The organism is Pseudoalteromonas espejiana DSM 9414 (assembly GCF_002221525.1).
Lineage (GTDB): Bacteria > Pseudomonadota > Gammaproteobacteria > Enterobacterales > Alteromonadaceae > Pseudoalteromonas > Pseudoalteromonas espejiana.
The window spans coordinates 330,785-351,756 of sequence record NZ_CP011028.1; the positions used below are offsets into that span (position 1 = coordinate 330,785).

Below are 20,972 nucleotides of genomic sequence, written 5' to 3' on the forward strand. Positions count from 1 at the left end.
GCTCAGGACTTAATTTATGAAAAGCCAACAACACGATCCAATTTATTCTCAAATATCTCAAGTTAAAGATGCTGTAGCCGAGGTGCTCGAGCATGCTAAAAAATTGGGGGCCACTGCCGCTGAAGCTGCTATGTCTAGTACATCAGGCTTGTCGGTAAGTACACGTATGGGTGAAGTAGAAACCATTGAGTTTAACCAAGATGGCGGCTTAGGAATTAGCGTTTATGTTGGCAACAATAAAGGCTCGGCATCTACTGCTGATTTAAACCCAAAAATATTACGTACCGTTGTAGAAAAAGCGATAGATATTGCCAAGTTTACATCTGATGACCCATTTAACGGCATTGCAGATAAAGAATTACTTGAGTTTGCACCAAAAGATCTCGATTTATACCACCCGTGGGATGTAAGCCCTGAACAAGGTATTGAGCTTTGTCATGCTGCAGAGCAAGCGGCATTAAATGCCGATGAGCGAATTGTAAATTCAGACGGCGCTAGTTTTTCATCGCACCAAGGTTTACGTGTATATGGTAACAGCCATGGTTTAATTGCTGGTTTTCCTCGTACGCGTCACAGCATTAGTACCATGGTAATTGGTAAAGAAGGCGAGCACATGCAGCGCGACTCGGCGTACACCGTTGCCCGCGATCAAGCTGGTTTAAACGATGCCGCAGCGGTTGGCCTTGAAGCTGCAACCGAAACACTTGCTAAATTAAACAGCCAAAAACTAGGGACTATGAAAGTGCCTGTTATTTTTAGAGCTGATATTGCCAATTCGCTGTTTGGCCATTTAGTGTCGGCTATTGGTGGTGGTGCGCTTTATCGTAAATCAAGCTTTTTACTCGACAGCCTTGGTACACAAGTATTTAGTAACTGTGTAAATATAGCCGAGCGTCCACATATTTTAAAAGGTTTAGCGTCATCGCCTTTTGATAGCGAAGGGGTTAAAACCCTCGACCGTGAAATAATTCAAGGCGGTGAGCTACAAACTTACTTATTAGCAAGTTACGCTGCGCGTAAATTAAATATGGCCCCAACCGGTCATGCGGGGGGTATTCATAACTGGTTAGTTGAGCAAACCCACAGTGATTTAACCGCGTTATTAAAAACCATGGGCACAGGCTTGTTGGTTACTGAGCTTATGGGCCAAGGTGTAAACACTGTAACAGGTGATTACTCGCGTGGAGCGGCTGGTTTTTGGGTAGAAAACGGCGAGATCCAATACCCGGTAAGTGAAATCACTATTGCTGGAAATTTAAAAGACATGTTTAAAGCTATTTCAGCAATTGGCGGCGATATAGAGCGCCGTGGCGGAATTCAAACCGGCTCAGTACTGATAGAGCAAATGCAGATTGCGGGCGCCTAGTATTGTGTTTAAACCTTGCTAAAACTAATCGCTTTGCTTTTAGTTTTAGCGTTATAACGTTGTATTTAATATAAGTTGCACCATGGCTAAAGATAGATACGCACCAAAACCTCTAAACGATATAATGGCGGGATTAAACAACCGCTTATCGGCCTATGCAGGTAAAAGCCAAGCGCTTGATAAACAACAAACGTTACTAAAAGAATTTTTAGGTCCCAAGCTGGGTGAAAAATGCCGAGTGAGTAATTATCGAGACGGCACACTGATGATAGAGGCTGTATCGGCGTCTATCGCACTTAAGCTTAATTACTTAAAAATGGATATGCAGTCGCATTTTAGAGCGGCTGGCATGGCAGAGCTTGGGCAAATTAAAATAGTTGCCAACCCACAAGCAACCACTCGGTTAAGCCCTACGGTAAATAAAAATGCAGCAAGCTCTGAGGCCTCTGGCAATTCAAGAACAATGAGCCAGCAAACATCTGATTACCTCAATGCGATTGCTGCCTCAGCGCCACCTTCGCTTAAAGAGAAGCTAGAACGCTTGGCTCGCCACGGTAAAAAATAATAACTGTTTATAAAATTAAGTCATTGATAGAGGTATTTTGTCGGCTCGTCGCATACAAAATACTTTGTTACATATTCTATTTCATTGTTTTATTAATGCGGTTTATCATACAAATTCGGCGCGTTTCTTTAACCGCCTAGATACCCAGCCCATTGAGTTAAATCGTGCAAAGAGTGCTATTTACTTTCCTCAAGCAGTTATGAGTTTAATGGGGTGGCTATTTAATTCTAACTAACAAACGGAATAACTATGAAAAAAGTAACTATTACCGCTGCAAGTATCGCACTTGCACTTGGCCTGGTAGGTTGCGGTGAAAAACAACAAGAAACTAAAGTAGCCGAAACAGCTGCTGTTACCACCCCTGCAGAAAAACCACTTGAGCTAGGTGTAGATCTTGCCAATATGGATGAGTCGGTACGCGCACAGGACGATTTTTACTACCACGTAAATGGTCAGTGGCTTGCTAAAACAGAGATCCCAGGCGATAAATCTAACTATGGCTCTTTTTCGCAGTTATATGACGAGTCGCAAAAAGCGATGAAGAAAGCGCTTGAAAGTGCGGCTGAAAATACCGCGGCTAAAAAAGGTAGCGACGAGTATAAAATTGGTGCTTTTTATAAGAGCTATATGGATAAAGGCGCGCGTGATGAGTTAGGTATTACACCACTTCAGCCTTCTTTAGATACAATTGATAGCGTTGAATCTAAAGCTAATTTAGCCCCATTAATGGCATCTATTCAGCAACAAGGTGCTAGCTTACCATTTGGTTGGTTTGTAAATAATGACGCTAAAAATTCGAGCGAATATGCCTTGTATTTATCGCAATCAGGCCTAGGTTTACCGGATCGCGATTACTATCTAAAAGATGAAGAAAAATTCACTAAAATTCGTGCAGCTTACGAGCAGTACATGACAGACATTTTAGCTAAATCGGGTGTTAAAAACGCATCCGAAGCCGCTAAAAGCGTTATCGCGTTTGAAAAGTCACTTGCCGATGCGCAGTGGAGTCGTGTACAAAGCCGTGATGCAACTAAATCTTATAATAAAATGAGTGTTGCAGATGCAAGTAAGCTAATGGGTGAGTTTGACCTTGCAGGCTTTTTTGAAAGCGCGGGTGTAAGTACCAGTGATATTATTGTACGCCAGCCAAGCTACTTAGAAGCATTTGCAGATGTATATAAAGATACCGACCTAGCAACCTGGAAAAACTACTTAAAGTTTCATTTTGTAAGTGGCTATGCACAGTTACTTAGTGAAGATTTAGTTGACCTTAAATTTAACTTTTACAGCACAACTTTACGTGGTGTAGAAGAGCAAGCGCCACTTTGGAAAAAAGCCGTAGATGCTTCTAACAGTGTACTGGGTGAAATTTTAGGTAAAGTGTACGTTAAAGATAACTTCCCGCCAGAAGCGAAAGCGCGTATGGAAGAGCTAGTTGATAACGTAATTAAAGGTTACGGCGTTGCTATTGAAAACCTTGAGTGGATGAGCCCAGAAACTAAACTGGCAGCCCAAGAAAAGCTTAACAAGTTTACTCCTAAAATTGGTTACCCAGATAATTGGAAAGACTACTCTGAGCTTACAATTAACCCTGAAGAGTTAGTAGGTAACTACTTACGTTACAGCAAATGGGCTTACAAAGACATGATTGCTAAGTTAGGCAAACCTGTTGACCGTTCTGAGTGGCACATGACACCACAAACGGTAAATGCGTATTACAACCCAGTAAACAACGAAATTGTATTTCCTGCTGCAATTTTGCAACCGCCATTCTTTAACTTAGAAGCGGATGATGCTGTAAACTACGGTGCAATTGGCGCAGTAATTGGCCACGAACTTGGCCACGGTTTTGACGACCAAGGTGCTAAATACGACGGTGACGGTAACTTACGTAACTGGTGGAGCGAGACTGACCTTAAACAGTTTGAAGAGCGCACAGGTGCACTAGTGGCACAATACAACGAGTACAAACCATTTGAAGATGCAGGTGTTAACGGTGAGCTAACGCTTGGCGAAAACATTGGTGATTTAGGCGGTCTTACTGTTGCTTACAAAGCGTATCAATTATCTTTAGGTGATAACAAAGCACCTGTTATTGAAGGCTACACAGGGGATCAACGCTTCTTTATGGGTTGGTCACAAATTTGGCGTCGTAAGTATCGTGATGAAGAGTTACGTAACCGCTTAATGACAGACCCACATTCACCAAGCCACTACCGTGTAATCGGTATCTTGTCGAACATGCCAGAATTTTACGAAGCGTTTGACGTAAAAGAAGGCGACAAAATGTATATCAAACCAGAAGATCGCGTAAAAATTTGGTAATTGATATTTATTTTAGTTAGCTTAACCAAAATTTAGGTTAGTTAATAAAAAACCAGCAAGTGTTTAGCTTGCTGGTTTTTTTATAGCAATAACATTGCTGCTATTGCATGAGGGTTTGATGCATCCAGCTTTCATTACTTAAAATGTTTTTATACAAAGCCAGTTGGTTTTGAGCACGCTCTAAATTATGCTCTTCATGAGAGGTTTTAAAGTACACATCGTTATTTAAGTAATCAGTTAAAAAACGCACGCTAAGCATTAAAGGCATAATTTTAGCACCAAGCAACAAGCTTGATTGCTCTGTATTACTCATAAGAGGCTGAAGGGGAGTTAGGTAGCCCTTAACAAGCGCCTCAAACATCTCTTTACGAATAATCACTTTATCAAGGTTGGTTGAGTCCTCTGCCTCAGCGCAGCAAAATGTACGTACCATGTCACCAAAGTCATACAGTAAAAACCCTGCCATACAGGTATCTAAATCGATAACCGCTTTTGCTTTATGCGTACTACTACAATACAACATATTATTTATTTTAGTGTCGTTATGGCATACGCGAATAGGTAAGTCGGCGGCTAAATCACTGAGTTCTTTAATTAAATGCTGCTGCGATAAGCAGTAGGCTATTTCGCTTTCACAGTGCATGAGCCGCTTATTAGTACTTGTATTTATAGCTGAATTTAATTGCTCAAAGCGCATAGCTAAGTTATGAAAATCTTCAATAACAGTGTAAAGCGCTGATGCGTCAAAATCGTGAAGGGCGCTTGCAAAAGTGCCAAATGCTAAAGCTGCTTGATGTGCTTGCTCTGTGGTTTTAACTACATCTTCACTAAAGCTTTGGCTAATAAAGTTAAGTACTCGGTACTGCTCGTTTTCAATGCTTATTAAGTACTCGTTGCTGCGTGTGCTTATGTGTTTAACAATCTCAAGCGGGTAGCTGTTGCTTTGCTTTTTAGCGTATAAGTGCTGTTCAATTAATTTTGCATTATTAATGAGGTGCGCAGGGTATTTAAATACATGGGTATTAAGCTTTTGTACAATAAATTGCTGCGAGGCATTACTAAGCAGCCACGTCGTATTTATGTGGCCGCTACCTATAACGCTAACCTGAGTAAGCTCAGGGTTTAGCGCTAAAAGCTCACTTAATTTATTTTGAATTAACGTATTCATTTAACCTACGCGTATCGAGCTTGTATTTTTTCAATAATATCAGCGTTAGCTGCAGGGAAGTCATAGTTACTAAGCTCGCTAATAGCAACCCATTCGCTTGGCTGGCCTTCAGCGCCATGCGCTTCACCACTAAAGTTACTAACGACATGTATATCGAGTTTTACACATTTATCGCCGTAGTCATGCTCAATCACCATAAGTTGGCTCGAGCTGTGAATTGTGATCCCCACTTCTTCTATTAGTTCGCGCTTAAGTGCTGCAAAAACGCTTTCGCCGGCCTCTACTTTGCCACCTGGAAATTCCCATAAGCCACCTTGATGTTGCTCATCGGCGCGCTTACAAATAAAAATGGCATTGTTTTTTTTAATAACACCTACAGCTACATTTACTATTTTTATTGTCATGTTTTTACTCCATAAAAAAAGCGACGCTAGCGTCGCTTTTTAATTACTTACATTGCGTGGTTATTTTAATTTACCACAACACTGTTTGAATTTTTGACCTGAACCACAAGGACACGGATCATTACGGCCAACTTTTGGCTCTGTTCTAGCCATTACCGTTGCGCTTTGAGGTGCTTCGCCGCCTACGTGCTCAGCTTCTTCATGTTGGTACTCGCGAGGGGCATTTTCACTCTTACGGTGTTGCTCTTCTACTTTTTCAACATCTTCTTCTGCACGTACTTGTACTTTACTTAAAATGCCAACTACATCAACTTTTAAGTTTTCAAGCATTTCAGAGAACAGCTCGAAAGACTCGCGTTTGTACTCTTGCTTAGGATTCTTTTGCGCGTAACCACGTAAGTGAATACCTTGGCGTAAGTGATCCATTGCAGCAAGGTGATCTTTCCAATGCTGATCAAGGCTTTGTAGCATAATCGCTTTTTCAAACTGGCGTAGTACAGAGTCGCCAACTTGCTCTTCTTTTTGCTTGTAAGCTTGCTCAACCGCTTGCTCAATACGTTCACGAAGTTTTTCTTCGTATAGTTTATTGTCATCAGCTAGCCATTGTGAAATTGGAAGCTCAATTAGGAAGTCTTGTTTCAAGCGCTCTTCAAGGCCTGGCACATCCCACATTTCAGCAAGGCTTTGTGGTGCAATGTATTGGTCAATAACACCCGCAAGCACGTCACCACGGATAGCCGTGATAGTTTCTGAAATATCGCCTTCTTCAAGTAGTTCGTTACGCTGAGAGTAAACAACACGACGTTGATCGTTTGCCACGTCATCGTATTCAAGCAGTTGCTTACGTACATCAAAGTTACGCGCTTCTACTTTACGTTGTGCGTTTTCAATTGCGCGGTTAACCCATGGATGCTCAATGGCTTCGCCGCGTTGCATGCCTAGTTTACGCATCATGTTAGTCATGCGCTCGCCGGCAAATATACGCATTAGCGCATCGTCCATCGATAAGTAAAAACGGCTAGAGCCGGCATCACCTTGACGACCAGAACGACCACGTAATTGGTTATCTATACGGCGCGATTCATGGCGCTCAGTACCAATAATATGTAAGCCGCCAGCATCAATTACTGCATCATGGCGAATTTTCCATGCGGCTTTAATTTCAGCAATTTGCTCATCTGTTGGATTTTCTAGTTTTTCAACTTCGCTGTTCCAATTGCCGCCAAGCACGATATCGGTACCACGACCGGCCATGTTAGTTGCAATAGTAACAGTGCCTGGTAAACCTGCATCCGATACGATGTCAGCTTCTTGCGCGTGAAATTTAGCATTAAGTACATTGTGCTTAATTTTTTCTTTGCGTAAAAACTGTGATAAATACTCAGAGCTTTCAATTGAAATAGTACCTACAAGCACAGGTTGTCCGCGCTCTTGGCAATCTTTAATATCAATTAAAATAGCTTCGTACTTTTCTTCTTGCGTTAGGTAAACTAAATCGGCGCGATCATCACGAATCATCGGCTTATTAGTTGGCATAACTACGGTATCTAGGCCATAAATTGACTGAAACTCAAATGCTTCAGTGTCGGCTGTACCTGTCATACCTGCTAACGTTTCGTATAAACGGAAGTAGTTTTGGAAAGTGATTGAAGCAAGTGTTTGGTTTTCGTTTTGAATTTTTACGCCTTCTTTAGCTTCAACAGCTTGGTGTAAACCTTCAGACCAACGACGACCTTCCATTGAGCGGCCAGTGTGCTCATCGATAATAATGACTTCGTTTTCTTTAACAACGTAATCAACATCTTTTTGATAAAGCTTATGAGCACGCAGTGCTGCATATACATGGCTTAAAAGGGTAATGCTACTTGCAGAGTAAAGCGAGTCGCCTTCTTCAATTAAGTTACGTTCAGTTAATAAGTCTTCAACTTTAATTTGGCCGCGTTCAGTTAAATGAACTTGCTTAGACTTTTCGTCTATTGTGTAATCGCCATCGCCTTCAACACCTTCTTCGTCTTCTTTTTCTTGAAGCTCTAAAAGCGGCACTATTTTGTTGATTTCGATGTATAGCTCAGAGCTATCTTCAGCCGGACCTGAAATAATAAGCGGTGTACGCGCTTCATCGATTAGGATTGAATCCACTTCATCCACTACTGCATAAAACAATGGACGCTGTACGCGCTCATCAATGCTAAATGCCATGTTGTCACGAAGGTAGTCAAAACCAAATTCGTTATTTGTACCGTAGGTAATGTCAGCAGTATAAGCTTGCTTTTTCTGCTGTGGCATCATGCCAGGTACGTTACAGCCCACAGTTAGGCCTAAGAACTCAAATAACTCGCGGTTTGTTTCAGCATCACGTTTAGCAAGGTAGTCGTTCACGGTAATTACGTGTACGCCTTTGCCTGTTAAGCCATTTAAATAGGCTGGAAGTGTTGCTGTTAGTGTTTTACCTTCACCGGTACGCATTTCTGCAATGCGACCTTGATGTAAAACCATACCACCTAATAGCTGTACGTCGAAGTGACGCATGCCATTTACACGCTTTGACGCTTCACGTACCACAGCAAATGCTTCTGGTAAAATGTCGTCAAGGCTTTGTCCGTTATCGTAACGTTCTCTAAACTCAGCTGTCTTAGCTCTTAAATCTTCATCAGAAAGCGCTTCTAATTGCGTTTCTAGCGCGTTGATTAGCGCGACCGTCTTTCTTAGGTTTTTAATAGTGCGGTCATTGCGACTACCAAAAATCTTGGTAAATAAATTAGATATCATGATAAAACCGTTACAATGTATTCTTTGTTAACCGAACGTCGGCTAACCCATTTTTTACAATTGATAATTAATATGTACTTTTACATAACGTGTAGAACATATTAATTAGCAATTTTGTATTAAAGGCCCATAAAGCGCTGTTTAATACGTGTCCTACTATACCAGACTCTGCCAAACAACAAACTATCTCAACTAAAAGATGTGTATTTAAAACAGAAAATTTGATCTGATGCGCAAAAATCTAAATTTAATTGCGCTAAAAATAGCAGCAAGTTGTGAAGATATGGTGTTAAAAAATTTAAAAACAAGAGTGCTAAGGCGAGTGACCTTTGCTGGTTTAAATTCATTCAACTCACAAAGGTCACATATACTAGGCGGGTAAGTTTTAGACTTAATACCAATCCGCAATAATACTTAATCACTTTTAGGGGCTAAACGTGTCGCTATCTGCGTTAAAAAATTCTCATTTAGAATAACTAAATAACGAATTTTTTGCCTAGTTATCAACACGTTTATCTATCCTCAAAATTGCTCACTTAATTAAGCGGATTGGTATAATAACCCGCCTTGCTGCTTTGTTTTTTTAAAGCTTAAACTGATTAACCGTTTTATTAAGTGCGATGGCCAAGTCACTTAAGTCTCGTGCTTCGTCTGCTAATATATGGGCGTGGTCAGCGGTACTGTTTACTAGTCCATTAATTGCTGCAAGGCTTGTGTTTATGTCTTCTGCAACAACGGTTTGTTGTTCAGTTGAAGTCGCAATTTGATGGCTTTGGTCTTGTACTTTAGTAACCGATTGCGCAATGTTTTGCAGTGAGCTAAGTACTTCTTTTGTCTGCGATACTGAGCCTTCGGTTTGTTCTTGGCCTTGTAACATCATAACCGATGCTTGCTGTGCAATTTGTTGCAAACGAGAAATCATATTACGAATATCGTCAGTAGATTCTTGCGTACGACTTGCGAGTGAGCGTACTTCGTCGGCTACTACGGCAAAGCCACGGCCGTGCTCGCCAGCTCGGGCGGCTTCAATCGCTGCATTAAGTGCGAGTAAGTTAGTTTGATCGGCAATTGAGTTAATTACATCAACTAATGCGCCAATATTATTACTTTCTTGCTCAAGGCCTGCGACTACTTTAGATGCTTCACCTATATGCAGTGCCAATTCTGTCATCACCGTTTGCGCTTGAGTAGAGCGGTTAGCTCCCTCAGCGGTAATGGCTTGCACTTCTTCAGCGGCGCTATTGGTGTGCTGTGCATTACGTGAAATTTCAAGTACGGTACTGGCCATTTCGGTAACGGCAGCGCTTACGCTATCTACTTGTTGTTTTTCTTGTTGAATCTCAGTGTTTGTTTGCGCTGATACGTTTCGTAATTGGGCTGCTGCATTGGTTAGTTGCTCGGCTTGTGCTGCAGTTTCTAGCATCATGGCACGGAGCTTATCAATAAAGGTATTCATATGATTTGCGAGCTGGCCCACTTCATCTTGGCTATCAATATTAATTTTTTGTGTTAAGTCGCCTTCGCCAGAGGCGATATCGCGCATAATATGGGTAAGTGTTGTAATAGGCTGTGAGATCATTTGGGTTGCCCACAATATCATCGCTAAAATAATCACTAATATGATAACAACAGCTGTGGTGGTTGTTGTTACTGCCTCATTAACAGGCGCTTCAATCATGCTTGTAGGAATAAGTAAACCTACATACCAATCTAAATAAGGTTGCTCTAGCTGTAAGCGGTGATATACCACGTAAAACTCTTCACCTTTTAACATAACAGTATGGCTACCATCGAGGTTATTACGCATTTGCGCATTGAGCTCTTTAAAGCCTGAGGTGTTGTTAAATTGGGTTTCTAGTCCATCAAGGCCTTCTTTTCCTTTCGGGCCTTCGTCAGTATTAGAAAGTTTATGGCCCGTTGCATTAGAAAAATGCACTACTTTTTGATTGCTATCGAGCAAAAAGCCATAACCTTGGCCATTAAAACGAATGTTTTCGACCATGTCGTTAATTTTATTGAGCTGTAAATCAACGCCGCCCATACCAATAAGTTTACGCTGCGCATTATAAACTGGTTGTTGTACAACGGCAGATGCCACACCTGTGGTTAAATCGACCGAAATAGGGCCAACGTAAAGCTTATTAATTTGCATAGCTTCTTGCCACCAACCACGCTTATATGCGTAATATGGTTGGCCGTTATAATGGCTGGTGCGCTCGTTTTCTTTAAAGTATTCGCCGGTTGTTGCTGAGGCAAAAAACGCCGACAATACGTTTTCGTCATTTGAGCTAATACGCACAAAATCTTGGTTTACTTCGTTGTAACCCGGCGCATTTTTAATTGACTGATCGCGAGTATCCCAATTTTCAAAAAAGTTTACTAAATGTGGGTTGTTCACAAAGGTTGAAACTAACTTACCGTACATTGCAAAGTAGCTTTGCATTGATAGTTGTTCGCTTTGTAGGTAGCTTTGCGCTTCGCGCTCTATGTTTACTCTGGAGAGGTTAGCAATGTGTTTTACAAAAAATGTTGAAGCAATAATTAGCAAAATGGTGATGGTACCACCAATCAATAATAATATTTTCTTCCGTAATGATAAATTATTTAGCATGAGTGTACGTATTATTGTTATTTAGTAAGGTTATATCTAATCATATCTTACGTTAAATCTCTATGAAGTTAGATAAAAACCACTAATTATGCGTTTAAAATGAAGGGTTATGCAAAAATGGAAACAAAAGCTAATAAATTAGTAGTATTAGGAGCTGGCTGGCTTGGTCATACTTTGTGCGTACAGGCTGAGCAAGCTGGCTGGAGTGTTCAAGGCACACACCGAAGTGATGAGCATAGCGATGATTTTCAGCGCCAATTTGTACTTACAAATGGCGAACTTAAACATCAAGTAGATTTACGCGATGCTTACTGGGTATGCGCTATACCTCCACGTAGCCGCCATAGCGAAAGTAATTATTCTGAAACGTTAACTGCAGCACTTAATCTTGCTAAGCAGTTAAATTCAAAAGGCTTTATTTTATGTTCATCTACCGGGGTGTACGACCAAGAACCCGGAATTTACACAGAAAGTAGTGATATTTCGTGCACAAATGAGCGCCAAATAAAACTATTCGATGCTGAAGAGCAGGTATTAGAACAAGATGGTAAAGTGCTGCGTTTAGCGGGTTTAGTTGGGCCAAATCGTGAACCAGGACGATTTGTTGCAGGTAAAGAGTTAAACACATCGAGCCAACAAGTAGTTAATATGGTACACCAACAAGATGTAATAAACGCTATTTTTGCGGTAATGAACAACTTTAATGCAGGGCAAAATATTTACAATGTGGTTAACCCTTCACACCCAACTAAAGCGAATTATTATGCACAAAAGTGTGAAGAGCATGGCGGCGAAATGCCCACTTTTACAAGTGATGATTCGGCTGAGCGCAAGGTGTTGGGCTCAGCCATTGAAGCGTTAGGGTTTAGTTATCAGCACACAATTTAATGTGCTGATGGCAACGGGTTATCAATAACAAAGTCACACAATACACCCTGCGCTAAAAGCCTATTTGCAGATTCAATATCAGGGGCAAAATAGCGGTCTTGGTCGTAGTAGCTAACATGCTCGCGTAGTAATGCTTTGGCTTTTTCTACTTGCTTCGATGCTTTAAGTGGTGCTCTAAACTCAAGCCCTTGGGCAGAGGCTAGCCATTCAATAGCCAATACGCCTTGGGTGTTATTGGCCATTTCATTTAAGCGCCTAGCGGCGAAGGTTGCCATAGAGACATGATCTTCTTGGTTTGCCGAAGTCGGTAAGCTGTCTACAGAAGCTGGATGCGCGAGTGATTTGTTTTCTGATGCAAGTGCGGCGGCGGTTACTTGGGCAATCATAAAGCCAGAATTTACCCCGCCGTTTTCTACTAAAAAGGGTGGCAAGGTTGAAAGGTTTGAATCAATTAGCAAGGCTATGCGTCGCTCGGCCAAGGCGCCAATTTCGGCAATTGCGATTGCTAAATTATCAGCTGCCATGGCCACAGGCTCTGCATGAAAGTTTCCACCTGAAATAATATCGCCGACATCTGCAAACACTAGCGGGTTATCGGTCACCCCGTTTGATTCACATAAAAGGACCTCTGCGGCTTGGCGTATTTGTGTTAAACATGCGCCGAGTACCTGAGGCTGGCAACGTAAGCAGTAAGGGTCTTGTACTTTTTCACAATTTACGTGGGATTGACTAATTTCAGAGTGTTCACTGAGTAGCTCTCTAAATACGTGAGCTGTATCTATTTGCCCGCGCTGACCTCGAATATCATGAATACGGGCGTCAAATGGTGCACGGCTCCCTTTCGCGGCTTCAATACTTATAGCGCCAATAACGCAGCTTTGCGCGTATAAATTCTCGGCTCTAAATAAACCTTGTAATGCAAATGCCGTAGACGCTTGCGTGCCATTTAATAACGCTAAACCTTCTTTTGCAGCAAGTGTAAGGGGTTCAAGCCCTGCTATTTTTAGACCTTGGCTTGCGCTAATAACCTCGCCTTGATAGCGCATTTGGCCTTCGCCTAATAGCACCAAGCACATGTGGGCTAGGGGGGCTAAATCGCCCGATGCGCCAACAGACCCTTTTTTTGGCACGCACGGGTACATTTCACTTTTTAATAGCTGCATAAAAAACTGAATGACTTGCAAGCGAATACCTGAGTAGCCGCGCGAAAGCGAATTTACTTTAAGGGTGATCATCAGCCTTACGGTACTGTCATCCATGTATTCGCCAATACCCGCAGCATGCGAAAGAACAATGCTGCGCTGAAGTAACTCAAGTTCGCTATCGGCTATTTTTGTATTGGCTAATAATCCAAACCCTGTATTAATTCCGTATACGGTGCGATGCTCGTTTATTACATTTTGAACGGTTTGTGCACTGGCTGCTATTTGCGACTCGGCGCTGTTTGCTAAGCTTAAATTAACGGCCGAATCATTAATTTTTCTCAGTGTGTTTAAATCAAGGTGCCCAGGTGTGAGAGTGTGTGAAATCATGACTATTCCTTGTTTAGCATAGGTAAATCTAGGTGTTGTTCTTTGGCACAATTTTTTGCAATGTCGTAACCTGCATCGGCGTGGCGCATTACGCCTGTGGCGGGGTCGTTCCAAAGCACGCGCCCTATTCGCTCTTTTGCTTCGTTACTGCCGTCGGCCACAATCACTACGCCTGAGTGTTGGCTAAATCCCATTCCTACGCCGCCGCCATGATGCAGCGACACCCATGTAGCACCACCTGCGGTGTTTAATAAGGCATTAAGTAAAGGCCAATCTGATACAGCATCTGAGCCATCTAGCATGCTTTCGGTTTCTCTGTTGGGGCTGGCAACAGAACCCGAATCGAGGTGATCACGGCCAATAACAACAGGGGCTTTGAGTTCACCATTTTTAACCATCTCGTTAAAAGCGATGGCAAGGCGGGCTCTATCTTTCAAACCGACCCAACAAATGCGAGCAGGTAACCCTTGAAATTGAATGCGCTCGCGCGCCATATCTAGCCAATTATGCAAATGTTTATCATCGGGAATAAGTGCTTTTACTTTCGCGTCAGTTTTGTAAATATCTTCTGGGTCACCAGAGAGTGCAACCCATCTAAATGGGCCTATACCTTCGCAAAATAAAGGGCGAATATAAGCCGGTACAAAACCAGGGAAGTCAAACGCGTTAGTGACTCCTTCATCAAATGCCATTTGGCGAATATTATTACCGTAATCGGTTGTTGCAGCGCCTGCTTTTTGTAGCGCTAACATGGCTTTTACTTGCACAGCCATTGATTGTTTTGCGGCTTTTACAACTGTTTGTGGCGCTTGCTCTCGCATTTTTGCCGCGTGCTCCATACTCCAGCCTTGCGGCAAGTAGCCATTTAGTGGGTCGTGTGCTGAGGTTTGGTCGGTTACAATATCGGGCGTAATATTGCTGGCAGCAAGCGCTGTAAATACATCGGCTGCATTACCGAGTAAACCCACCGATAACGCTTCCCCTTTTACACAGGCATCGGTAATTAATTGCAGTGCATGTTCAAGGTTTGTGGCTTTTACATCAACGTATCCCGTTTTAATACGAAAATCGATACGGGTTTCGTCGCATTCAACTACTAAGGCGCTAAAGCCTGCCATAGTTGCAGCTAAAGGTTGAGCACCACCCATACCGCCAAGCCCGCCGGTTAATACCCATTTACCTTTTGCATTACCCACAAAGTGTTGTTTTGCCATAGCAACAAAGGTTTCGTAAGTGCCTTGAACTATGCCTTGCGAGCCAATATAAATCCAAGAGCCTGCCGTCATTTGCCCGTACATCATCAACCCTTTTTTATCGAGCTCGTTAAAGTGCTCCCAATTTGCCCAGTGTGGCACTAGGTTTGAATTGGCAATAAGAACGCGCGGTGCATTGCTGTGGGTTTTAAATACGCCTACCGGTTTACCCGATTGTACAAGGAGGGTTTCGTCGCTTTCGAGTCTATCGAGTGTGTCTATAATATTATCAAAACTAGGCCAATCGCGCGCAGCTCGACCAATGCCACCATATACCACAAGTGAATGCGGGTGTTCTGCAACATCGGGGTCTAAGTTATTCATAAGCATGCGTTTAGCAGCTTCTGTTTGCCAACTTTTGGCACTAATTTTATCGCCATGGGGTGCACGTATAACACGCGTTTTGTCTAATCGATTGTCCATGTTTTACTCCTGTTATATATACAAGGTAATCGGCTTTAAAAAAACGCCTTTTAAAGCGTTTTTATATGTAATCTGAATTGTGTTGATATAAGTTTTTATTTTTGAATTCAGGTTATTTTTTAAATGTTAAATGCCCACCTAAGCGGTATTTACTCCCAGGTGATACAAGGCGTGCAAAGCTTACAATGCCTTTTGTAGACCAAGTGCGGCGAATGACCTGTAAGCAAGGCTCTTCGTTGTACAAATTAAGCCACTGACACATTTCATCGTTGGGCATAACTGCCTCTACAGTATGGCGGGCCTGCGTAAGTGGAGCCACGCTCGATAAATACTCGTGCGGAGTAAGTGTTGTAAAGTCTTGCTGTAAGTAACCTTTTGCAAGATCTGGATTTACAAAGCGCTCTTCAACTTGCAGTGGCTTATCATTTTCATTGTGCACAAGCACACTGCGATAAACCACACTGTCTACCTCAACACCCAGTGCAATGGCAATTGGTGCCACAGCATTAATAGATTCAAGCACGTGCACACTGCAGCTGTAATGACCATTTCGCTCTTTTACTTCATCAGCAATATTTTTAATTTCTAATAATGACGATTGCGATTTAAAACTTGCTACAAATGTACCTAGGCCTTGGCTACGGGTTAAAATGCCTGCATCGGTCAACTCGCTTAAAGCGCGTCGTGCTGTCATTCTGCTTACACTAAATTGGCTGCTAAGCTCGTTTTCAGACGGCACTCTTTGATTTTCTTGCCATGCACCGCTTTTAATTTTATCGACAATAAACTGTTTTATTTGAGCAAATTTAGGTGTGGTCATTATGTTGTGTATTGGTATTTAAAAGTCACTGTTTAATAAAGATGGCATAATTATCTTGTATATACAAGGTGTGTTGTTAGACTGTATTTTAAGCAAGTTAGGGAATTAAATATGCAAAATAAAACATCAAACTATGGGTTAGAAGACATAGACTTATTACTTACTGATGCCAATATTGCCAGTATGGACAGTAGTATAGATGCCCCTTATGGCATAATTGAAAATGCAGCCTTGGCCATAAAAAATGGTAAAATTGCGTGGTTAGGTAAGCAATCGGATTTACCAAGTTTTGATGTGTTTGCAACGCCAACGTTAAGCATTAAAGGGCAATGGCTAACACCAGGGCTAATAGATTGTCATACACACTTAGTATTTGCAGGTTCGCGCGCTGAGGAATTTGAGCAGCGTTTACAAGGCGTAAGTTACGAGCAAATTGCAGCGCAGGGCGGTGGGATTGCAAGCACCGTTGCTGCCACGCGCGCGGCTGAGCGTGAACAACTCTTTGTTGATGGTAAAGATAGGTTGAATACTTTGCTTGCTGAAGGTGTCACAACTGTTGAGATAAAATCCGGTTATGGGCTAGATGTTAAAAGCGAGCTGAAAATACTCGAAGTAGCACGCTTATTGGGTGAACATCATCCTATTGATATTAAAACCACCTTTTTAGGGGCGCATGCTTTACCAGCTGAATATAAAGGCCGTGCTGATGAATATATTAATTTAGTTTGCACCGATATGCTTGAGCAAGTGGTTGCAAATAACCTTGCAGATGCTGTTGATGTATTTTGTGAAAATGTGGGGTTTAGCTATCAGCAAACCAAACAAGTGTTTGAAGCCGCTAAAAAACATAACCTACCTATAAAATGCCATGCAGAGCAACTATCTAACCAGCGCGGTGCACAGCTGGTGGCTGAATTTAAAGGTTTGTCGGCTGATCATATTGAATACCTTGATGAGGACGGTGTAAAAGCAATGGCGCAAGCAGGTACAGCGGCTGTGTTACTCCCTGGTGCTTATTATTTTTTAAGAGAAACGCAGTTACCCCCTATTGAGCTGTTACAAAAATACAAGGTGCCCATTGCCATTGCGAGTGATTTTAACCCAGGTACTTCACCTTTATGCTCACTACAGTTAATGATGAATATGGCGTGTACTTTGTTTAGGTTAACTCCAGAGCAAGCGCTTGCAGGTGTAACGCGCAATGCAGCATTAGCACTTGGTTTAAACGACAGGGGTGTGCTAAAAGTAGGCGCAAGGGCAGATATTGCACATTGGCAAATAGGTCACCCATCGCAATTAAGTTACCAATTTGGCGTAAATAAACTGTTAAATCTATGGATTTTGGGTAGAATTAATTAGTTTGTATTATTTTTGTTCATATTAAACATGCTTTTATTGAATTTTTTGTCAGCAACGAGTGGCGCTAACTTGAGTATTTTAACCGATAGTAACTTCCCAATTTTTTTTAGCGGCGCGCTTTTAATGGCGATGGTTGCAACTTTGTTTGCGGTTAAAAATACAAGCCTAAAATTTAGCTACTTGTGTACCGCTGTTGTTGGTTTGGCAATTTTAAGTAGTGGTGCTGCATGGCTGGCTATACTCCTTGCCTTTGGTTTTTGCTTTCATTTATGGCAGGCATTTGAGCGCAATAATTGGAGCATGATCATCACTAGTGCAATAGCTGGATTATTGTTTGTAGTGTTGTTTTCGGCGCACTTATTAATGAACGTTCCGCTTTTTTGGGTTGTGGTGGCTATTTTATTGTTAGCCGTAGTTGGATTAATAAAGGATGAAGAAAGCACAAGCGATGAGGTTGCACTTCACAATAGCGAGCCTGAGCTTTACCAAGATGATTCGCCTTTAGCAGTGTTTGCCGACAAGCAGCAACTTCGTCAAGGCTACTATAATTGGTGCAAAGAAAAACAAATAGAAGCGGCACTTGTTATTGTGCGCTTAGAAGGCTTTGAGCAAGTAAACCAGCATATAGGTAGAGATTTTGGTGATTTACTACTTGCACAATCAGCAAACAGAATCAAAAACTTACTTAGTAGTGACGATGTAATTGACTTAGGATTTAACGAAAAGCTTGCGCATTTAGGAGGGCTTAATTTTGCCTTTATTTGCAGCTTAGCCGTGCATAAACATAGCCACGAACAAGTGATTGAGCAGATCATAGGCGCAACGCTAAAACCTTTTAATGTTGCAAACTGTACGGTAGAGGTAAAAGCCCGCGCAAGTTATGTAAATTGTGACGAGCAAGACGCTAACTTTGATAACTTAATATCATGCGCCTACTTAGCTTTAGATAGTAAACCTAAACAGGCTGTTGTTGTGTACCATCAACAAATGATGATTGAGCAATTAGAGCAGCAGGCGCGTTTAAAAGAGTTAGCAAATATAGATTTTGTAAGTGAGCTGGAGCTTTATTTTCAACCTGTTATACGCAACGACGATGGCCAAATTGAGTTTTTAGAGTTATTACTACGTTGGCAGCATCCTAAGCAGGGAATTTTATCTGCGCATCGTTTTATCGACGACATACATATAGCTGGTTTAGCTTATCCATTAGCTAAGTTTGTTATTGAGCGAGCTGCTGAGCTTGCTATGGCACTACGCATTGAAGGCATTGCAATGCCTTTAAGTATTAATTTATTTGGTCCAGAAATGCTTAACGAAGAATTTGTTGAGTTTGTGGATAGTGTAGTGAATGAGCATAAATTACAGCATGGCGATTTAATCGTTGAATGCCCATTACACATTTTTACTGATCTAGATAATAAAGGCCGTGCAATGATTGCGCGTTTAAACAACATTGGTTTAAAAATATGTGTAGATGGTTTGGGTGATAATCCTATCGTGCTTTCAAAGTTACCTAACCTTTCGGTTGAATACATTAAAGTAGCACCTTCACTCACAGCCGATTTTAGTAACCAAAATAATATACGTAGCTTAGTTGGCGGTATGGTTGAAATGCATAACCAACAAAATACCAAAGTTATTTTTGAAGGGGTGGAAACACTCGACCAACTTAAATTTGTTAAAAGCTTAAAAGCGTATGCTTCGCAAGGGTATTATTTTGGGCACCCGTTAAGCAGTATTGGGTTAATGAGTTGGCTTAAACAGTGGCAAGCTCATCAGCAAGGTTAATTAGTAAGTTTTAGCATGTAAGTAAGCGTTCACAAGTGCGCCTGTAACTTGCCCGCAGCTTTTGATACCTGCGTTTAGCCCCGCAGGGTGATTAACGGGCGCCGCCTCACATAAATGTAAATATCGACTGTTTGCATGTTTAGCGGCCAAATACACATAATGCTCAGCATCACTCACGCTAAACCCACAACAGGTATAGGCGCTAGCAGGTAAAAACGAAATACTATCTAAATCAAGTTCTACACCCAGAGGAGCGCAGTCAAATGTTGCCAGAGCTTGGTGTATTGCATTGGTTAATGAGGTTTCCCTGCGAACCATAATAGCTTGGTAGCTGTGATAACTACATTGGTGTTGTGCTATAAAATCAAAGGTTGCTTGATTATTTTTTTGCTCATGCAGTCCAATAATATGATAGTGCTTAAGTGTTTTATTTTTTAAAGCATAGCTAAAGCCATTGCCACTATGGCGCCCTTCACATTGGCGTAAATCAGCATGAGGGTCAAAGTTTATAGCGTTCACGGCTGCGCTGCTGCAATTACTTAACGCGTTGAGTATACCAAAGCTATTGTTATGCCCACCGCCAATAACAATAGGCTCAAGACCTGCATTAAATATAAGCGTTAAAACAGCCTCTACGCGCTCGTCTATTGCGGCACATAGCTGGCGTAATTGTGTTAAGTCATCAGCGTTTTGATTGTTTAAGCGGTCACTCTGGGCCATTAAATCATCAACAGTAATCTCACCGAGCAAGAGTACGTGGCTTGTAGCACTAAATTGATTAACCGGTTGGTTTAAAAAACATTGTAAAAAAGCGGGCCAAGCTTGGTGTGAGCCGCGATTGCCTAAATTAGCTCGCGGTCCTATGTCTTCACAAATACCTACTAATACGTAGCGAATACCAAATTGAGCAGCATCGTTTAGTGCTTGTTGTACATTTACTTGGGTATCAAGTAGCGCCAAAGACTGCCAAGTCTTTTTTTCGTTATTACGGTGTGAGCAGTAAGGTTTAACTGCTTGTTCATCATAAACTTTTAGGGAGGGATGCACAGTTTATTTATCCGTATTGAGCGGCCTATACTATTTAAGTAGTGAAGTAATTTAGTGCTCTTTCGAGCACTATTTAAAATTACTCTTCAATAACTTCTAATTCAAGCTCTTCTGCTGATAAAACAATACCTGTGCTATCTGCGTAAATAAAATCATCATCAAAAAACGACACACCCGCAAAGTTAACACCAATGCCATCTTCACCGGCGCCTTCGCTGTCGGCAGCAACAGGAATTGAGGCAATTGCTTGAATACCTAAATCAATTTCTTCTAGCTCATCTACATGGCGCACCGCACCAAATACAATAATGCCGTTCCAATTGTTATCTAGAGCAAGCTCAGCGAGCTCAATATCTATAAGTGCACGGCGAGTTGAGCCACCGCCATCTATAAGTAGTACTTGGTCTGTACCATCTTGCGAGAGAATTTCACGGATCAGTTCATTATTTTCAAAACATTTTACTGTTTTAATTCGACCACCAAATGTGTGTCGACCACCAAAGTTGATGAACATAGGTTCAAGCACGTCAACCACATCGGCAAAAAAATCACATAAGTCAGAAGTGCTGTAATCCATTATTTTATCCTCAAAGGGTACATAAGTTACAACCAGTATACCCTGCTTGTATGCAATAACAACGACTTAATCGCAGT

Annotated in this window: 15 protein-coding genes; 6 read left to right on the plus strand and 9 right to left on the minus strand. The window is 41.7% G+C overall.

Annotation, left to right across the window (positions count from 1 at the left end; all coding sequences use genetic code 11):
• The first annotated feature begins 16 nt into the window (after positions 1–16).
• The 3 genes from pmbA to PESP_RS01530 all read left to right on the plus strand — a co-directional run bounded on the left by pmbA (position 17) and on the right by PESP_RS01530 (position 4,256).
• A complete protein-coding gene (pmbA, locus tag PESP_RS01520; protein ID WP_089346462.1) occupies positions 17–1,366 on the plus strand; it encodes a metalloprotease PmbA in 1,350 nt (449 codons plus the stop codon).
• A gap of 82 nt (positions 1,367–1,448) precedes the next feature.
• Complete coding sequence (locus tag PESP_RS01525; RefSeq protein WP_089346463.1) at positions 1,449–1,931, plus strand: DciA family protein; 483 nt, start codon at positions 1,449–1,451, stop codon at positions 1,929–1,931.
• A 249-nt stretch (positions 1,932–2,180) separates the two neighbouring features.
• Positions 2,181–4,256: a M13 family metallopeptidase gene (locus PESP_RS01530; protein ID WP_089346464.1), complete on the plus strand. Its 2,076-nt coding sequence runs from the start codon at positions 2,181–2,183 to the stop codon at positions 4,254–4,256.
• A 100-nt stretch (positions 4,257–4,356) separates the two neighbouring features.
• Here the strand turns inward: PESP_RS01530 and PESP_RS01535 are convergent, their stop codons facing one another.
• The 4 genes from PESP_RS01535 to PESP_RS01550 all read right to left on the minus strand — a co-directional run bounded on the left by PESP_RS01535 (position 4,357) and on the right by PESP_RS01550 (position 11,208).
• A complete protein-coding gene (locus PESP_RS01535; RefSeq protein ID WP_089346465.1) occupies positions 4,357–5,424 on the minus strand; it encodes a phosphotransferase enzyme family protein in 1,068 nt (355 codons plus the stop codon).
• 5 nt (positions 5,425–5,429) lie between these two features.
• Positions 5,430–5,828, minus strand: a complete 399-nt coding sequence (mutT, locus tag PESP_RS01540; protein WP_089346466.1) for an 8-oxo-dGTP diphosphatase MutT — start codon at positions 5,826–5,828, stop codon at positions 5,430–5,432.
• Positions 5,829–5,888: 60 nt separating this feature from the next.
• Positions 5,889–8,597 carry a preprotein translocase subunit SecA gene (gene secA / locus PESP_RS01545; RefSeq protein ID WP_089346467.1) on the minus strand — a complete coding sequence of 903 codons (2,709 nt, stop codon included), beginning with the start codon at positions 8,595–8,597 and terminating at the stop codon, positions 5,889–5,891.
• 583 nt (positions 8,598–9,180) lie between these two features.
• The gene (locus tag PESP_RS01550; protein WP_089346468.1) at positions 9,181–11,208 is read right to left on the minus strand and encodes a methyl-accepting chemotaxis protein; all 2,028 of its coding nucleotides are present in this window, start codon (positions 11,206–11,208) and stop codon (positions 9,181–9,183) included.
• A 117-nt stretch (positions 11,209–11,325) separates the two neighbouring features.
• On the opposite strand from PESP_RS01550, the gene PESP_RS01555 reads away from it, so the two are divergent.
• Positions 11,326–12,096: a Rossmann-fold NAD(P)-binding domain-containing protein gene (locus PESP_RS01555; protein WP_089349069.1), complete on the plus strand. Its 771-nt coding sequence runs from the start codon at positions 11,326–11,328 to the stop codon at positions 12,094–12,096.
• Here the strand turns inward: PESP_RS01555 and hutH are convergent.
• The 3 genes from hutH to hutC all read right to left on the minus strand — a co-directional run bounded on the left by hutH (position 12,093) and on the right by hutC (position 16,124).
• Positions 12,093–13,628 (minus strand): histidine ammonia-lyase, encoded by a 1,536-nt coding sequence (gene hutH, locus PESP_RS01560; protein ID WP_089346469.1) that lies wholly within the window; start codon positions 13,626–13,628, stop codon positions 12,093–12,095. The two genes, PESP_RS01555 and hutH, sit on opposite strands and share 4 nt — an antisense overlap.
• A gap of 2 nt (positions 13,629–13,630) precedes the next feature.
• Positions 13,631–15,304, minus strand: a complete 1,674-nt coding sequence (gene hutU / locus PESP_RS01565; protein WP_089346470.1) for a urocanate hydratase — start codon at positions 15,302–15,304, stop codon at positions 13,631–13,633.
• A 112-nt stretch (positions 15,305–15,416) separates the two neighbouring features.
• Positions 15,417–16,124, minus strand: a complete 708-nt coding sequence (gene hutC / locus PESP_RS01570) for a histidine utilization transcriptional repressor HutC (RefSeq protein WP_089346471.1) — start codon at positions 16,122–16,124, stop codon at positions 15,417–15,419.
• Positions 16,125–16,235: 111 nt separating this feature from the next.
• On the opposite strand from hutC, the gene hutI reads away from it, so the two are divergent.
• Both hutI and PESP_RS01580 read left to right on the plus strand, forming a co-directional pair.
• The gene (gene hutI, locus PESP_RS01575) at positions 16,236–17,483 is read left to right on the plus strand and encodes an imidazolonepropionase (protein ID WP_089346472.1); all 1,248 of its coding nucleotides are present in this window, start codon (positions 16,236–16,238) and stop codon (positions 17,481–17,483) included.
• 123 nt (positions 17,484–17,606) lie between these two features.
• Complete coding sequence (locus tag PESP_RS01580) at positions 17,607–19,271, plus strand: bifunctional diguanylate cyclase/phosphodiesterase (RefSeq protein ID WP_089349070.1); 1,665 nt, start codon at positions 17,607–17,609, stop codon at positions 19,269–19,271.
• Here the strand turns inward: PESP_RS01580 and PESP_RS01585 are convergent, their stop codons facing one another.
• Positions 19,272–20,318, minus strand: a complete 1,047-nt coding sequence (locus PESP_RS01585; RefSeq protein WP_089346473.1) for a formimidoylglutamase — start codon at positions 20,316–20,318, stop codon at positions 19,272–19,274.
• 79 nt (positions 20,319–20,397) lie between these two features.
• The gene (gene rraA / locus PESP_RS01590) at positions 20,398–20,895 is read right to left on the minus strand and encodes a ribonuclease E activity regulator RraA (protein WP_004589330.1); all 498 of its coding nucleotides are present in this window, start codon (positions 20,893–20,895) and stop codon (positions 20,398–20,400) included.
• Between the last annotated feature and the right edge of the window lie 77 nt (positions 20,896–20,972).

What these genes read in the sequence shown, in the direction of transcription:
- pmbA (WP_089346462.1), top strand. Translation starts at nt 17, where the DNA reads ATGAAAAGCCAACAACACGATCCAATTTATTCTCAAATATCTCAAGTT.
- PESP_RS01525 (WP_089346463.1), top strand. Translation starts at nt 1,449, where the DNA reads ATGGCTAAAGATAGATACGCACCAAAACCTCTAAACGATATAATGGCG.
- PESP_RS01530 (WP_089346464.1), top strand. Translation starts at nt 2,181, where the DNA reads ATGAAAAAAGTAACTATTACCGCTGCAAGTATCGCACTTGCACTTGGC.
- PESP_RS01535 (WP_089346465.1), bottom strand. Translation starts at nt 5,424, where the DNA reads ATGAATACGTTAATTCAAAATAAATTAAGTGAGCTTTTAGCGCTAAAC.
- mutT (WP_089346466.1), bottom strand. Translation starts at nt 5,828, where the DNA reads ATGACAATAAAAATAGTAAATGTAGCTGTAGGTGTTATTAAAAAAAAC.
- secA (WP_089346467.1), bottom strand. Translation starts at nt 8,597, where the DNA reads ATGATATCTAATTTATTTACCAAGATTTTTGGTAGTCGCAATGACCGC.
- PESP_RS01550 (WP_089346468.1), bottom strand. Translation starts at nt 11,208, where the DNA reads ATGCTAAATAATTTATCATTACGGAAGAAAATATTATTATTGATTGGT.
- PESP_RS01555 (WP_089349069.1), top strand. Translation starts at nt 11,326, where the DNA reads ATGGAAACAAAAGCTAATAAATTAGTAGTATTAGGAGCTGGCTGGCTT.
- hutH (WP_089346469.1), bottom strand. Translation starts at nt 13,628, where the DNA reads ATGATTTCACACACTCTCACACCTGGGCACCTTGATTTAAACACACTG.
- hutU (WP_089346470.1), bottom strand. Translation starts at nt 15,304, where the DNA reads ATGGACAATCGATTAGACAAAACGCGTGTTATACGTGCACCCCATGGC.
- hutC (WP_089346471.1), bottom strand. Translation starts at nt 16,124, where the DNA reads ATGACCACACCTAAATTTGCTCAAATAAAACAGTTTATTGTCGATAAA.
- hutI (WP_089346472.1), top strand. Translation starts at nt 16,236, where the DNA reads ATGCAAAATAAAACATCAAACTATGGGTTAGAAGACATAGACTTATTA.
- PESP_RS01580 (WP_089349070.1), top strand. Translation starts at nt 17,607, where the DNA reads ATGGCGATGGTTGCAACTTTGTTTGCGGTTAAAAATACAAGCCTAAAA.
- rraA (WP_004589330.1), bottom strand. Translation starts at nt 20,895, where the DNA reads ATGGATTACAGCACTTCTGACTTATGTGATTTTTTTGCCGATGTGGTT.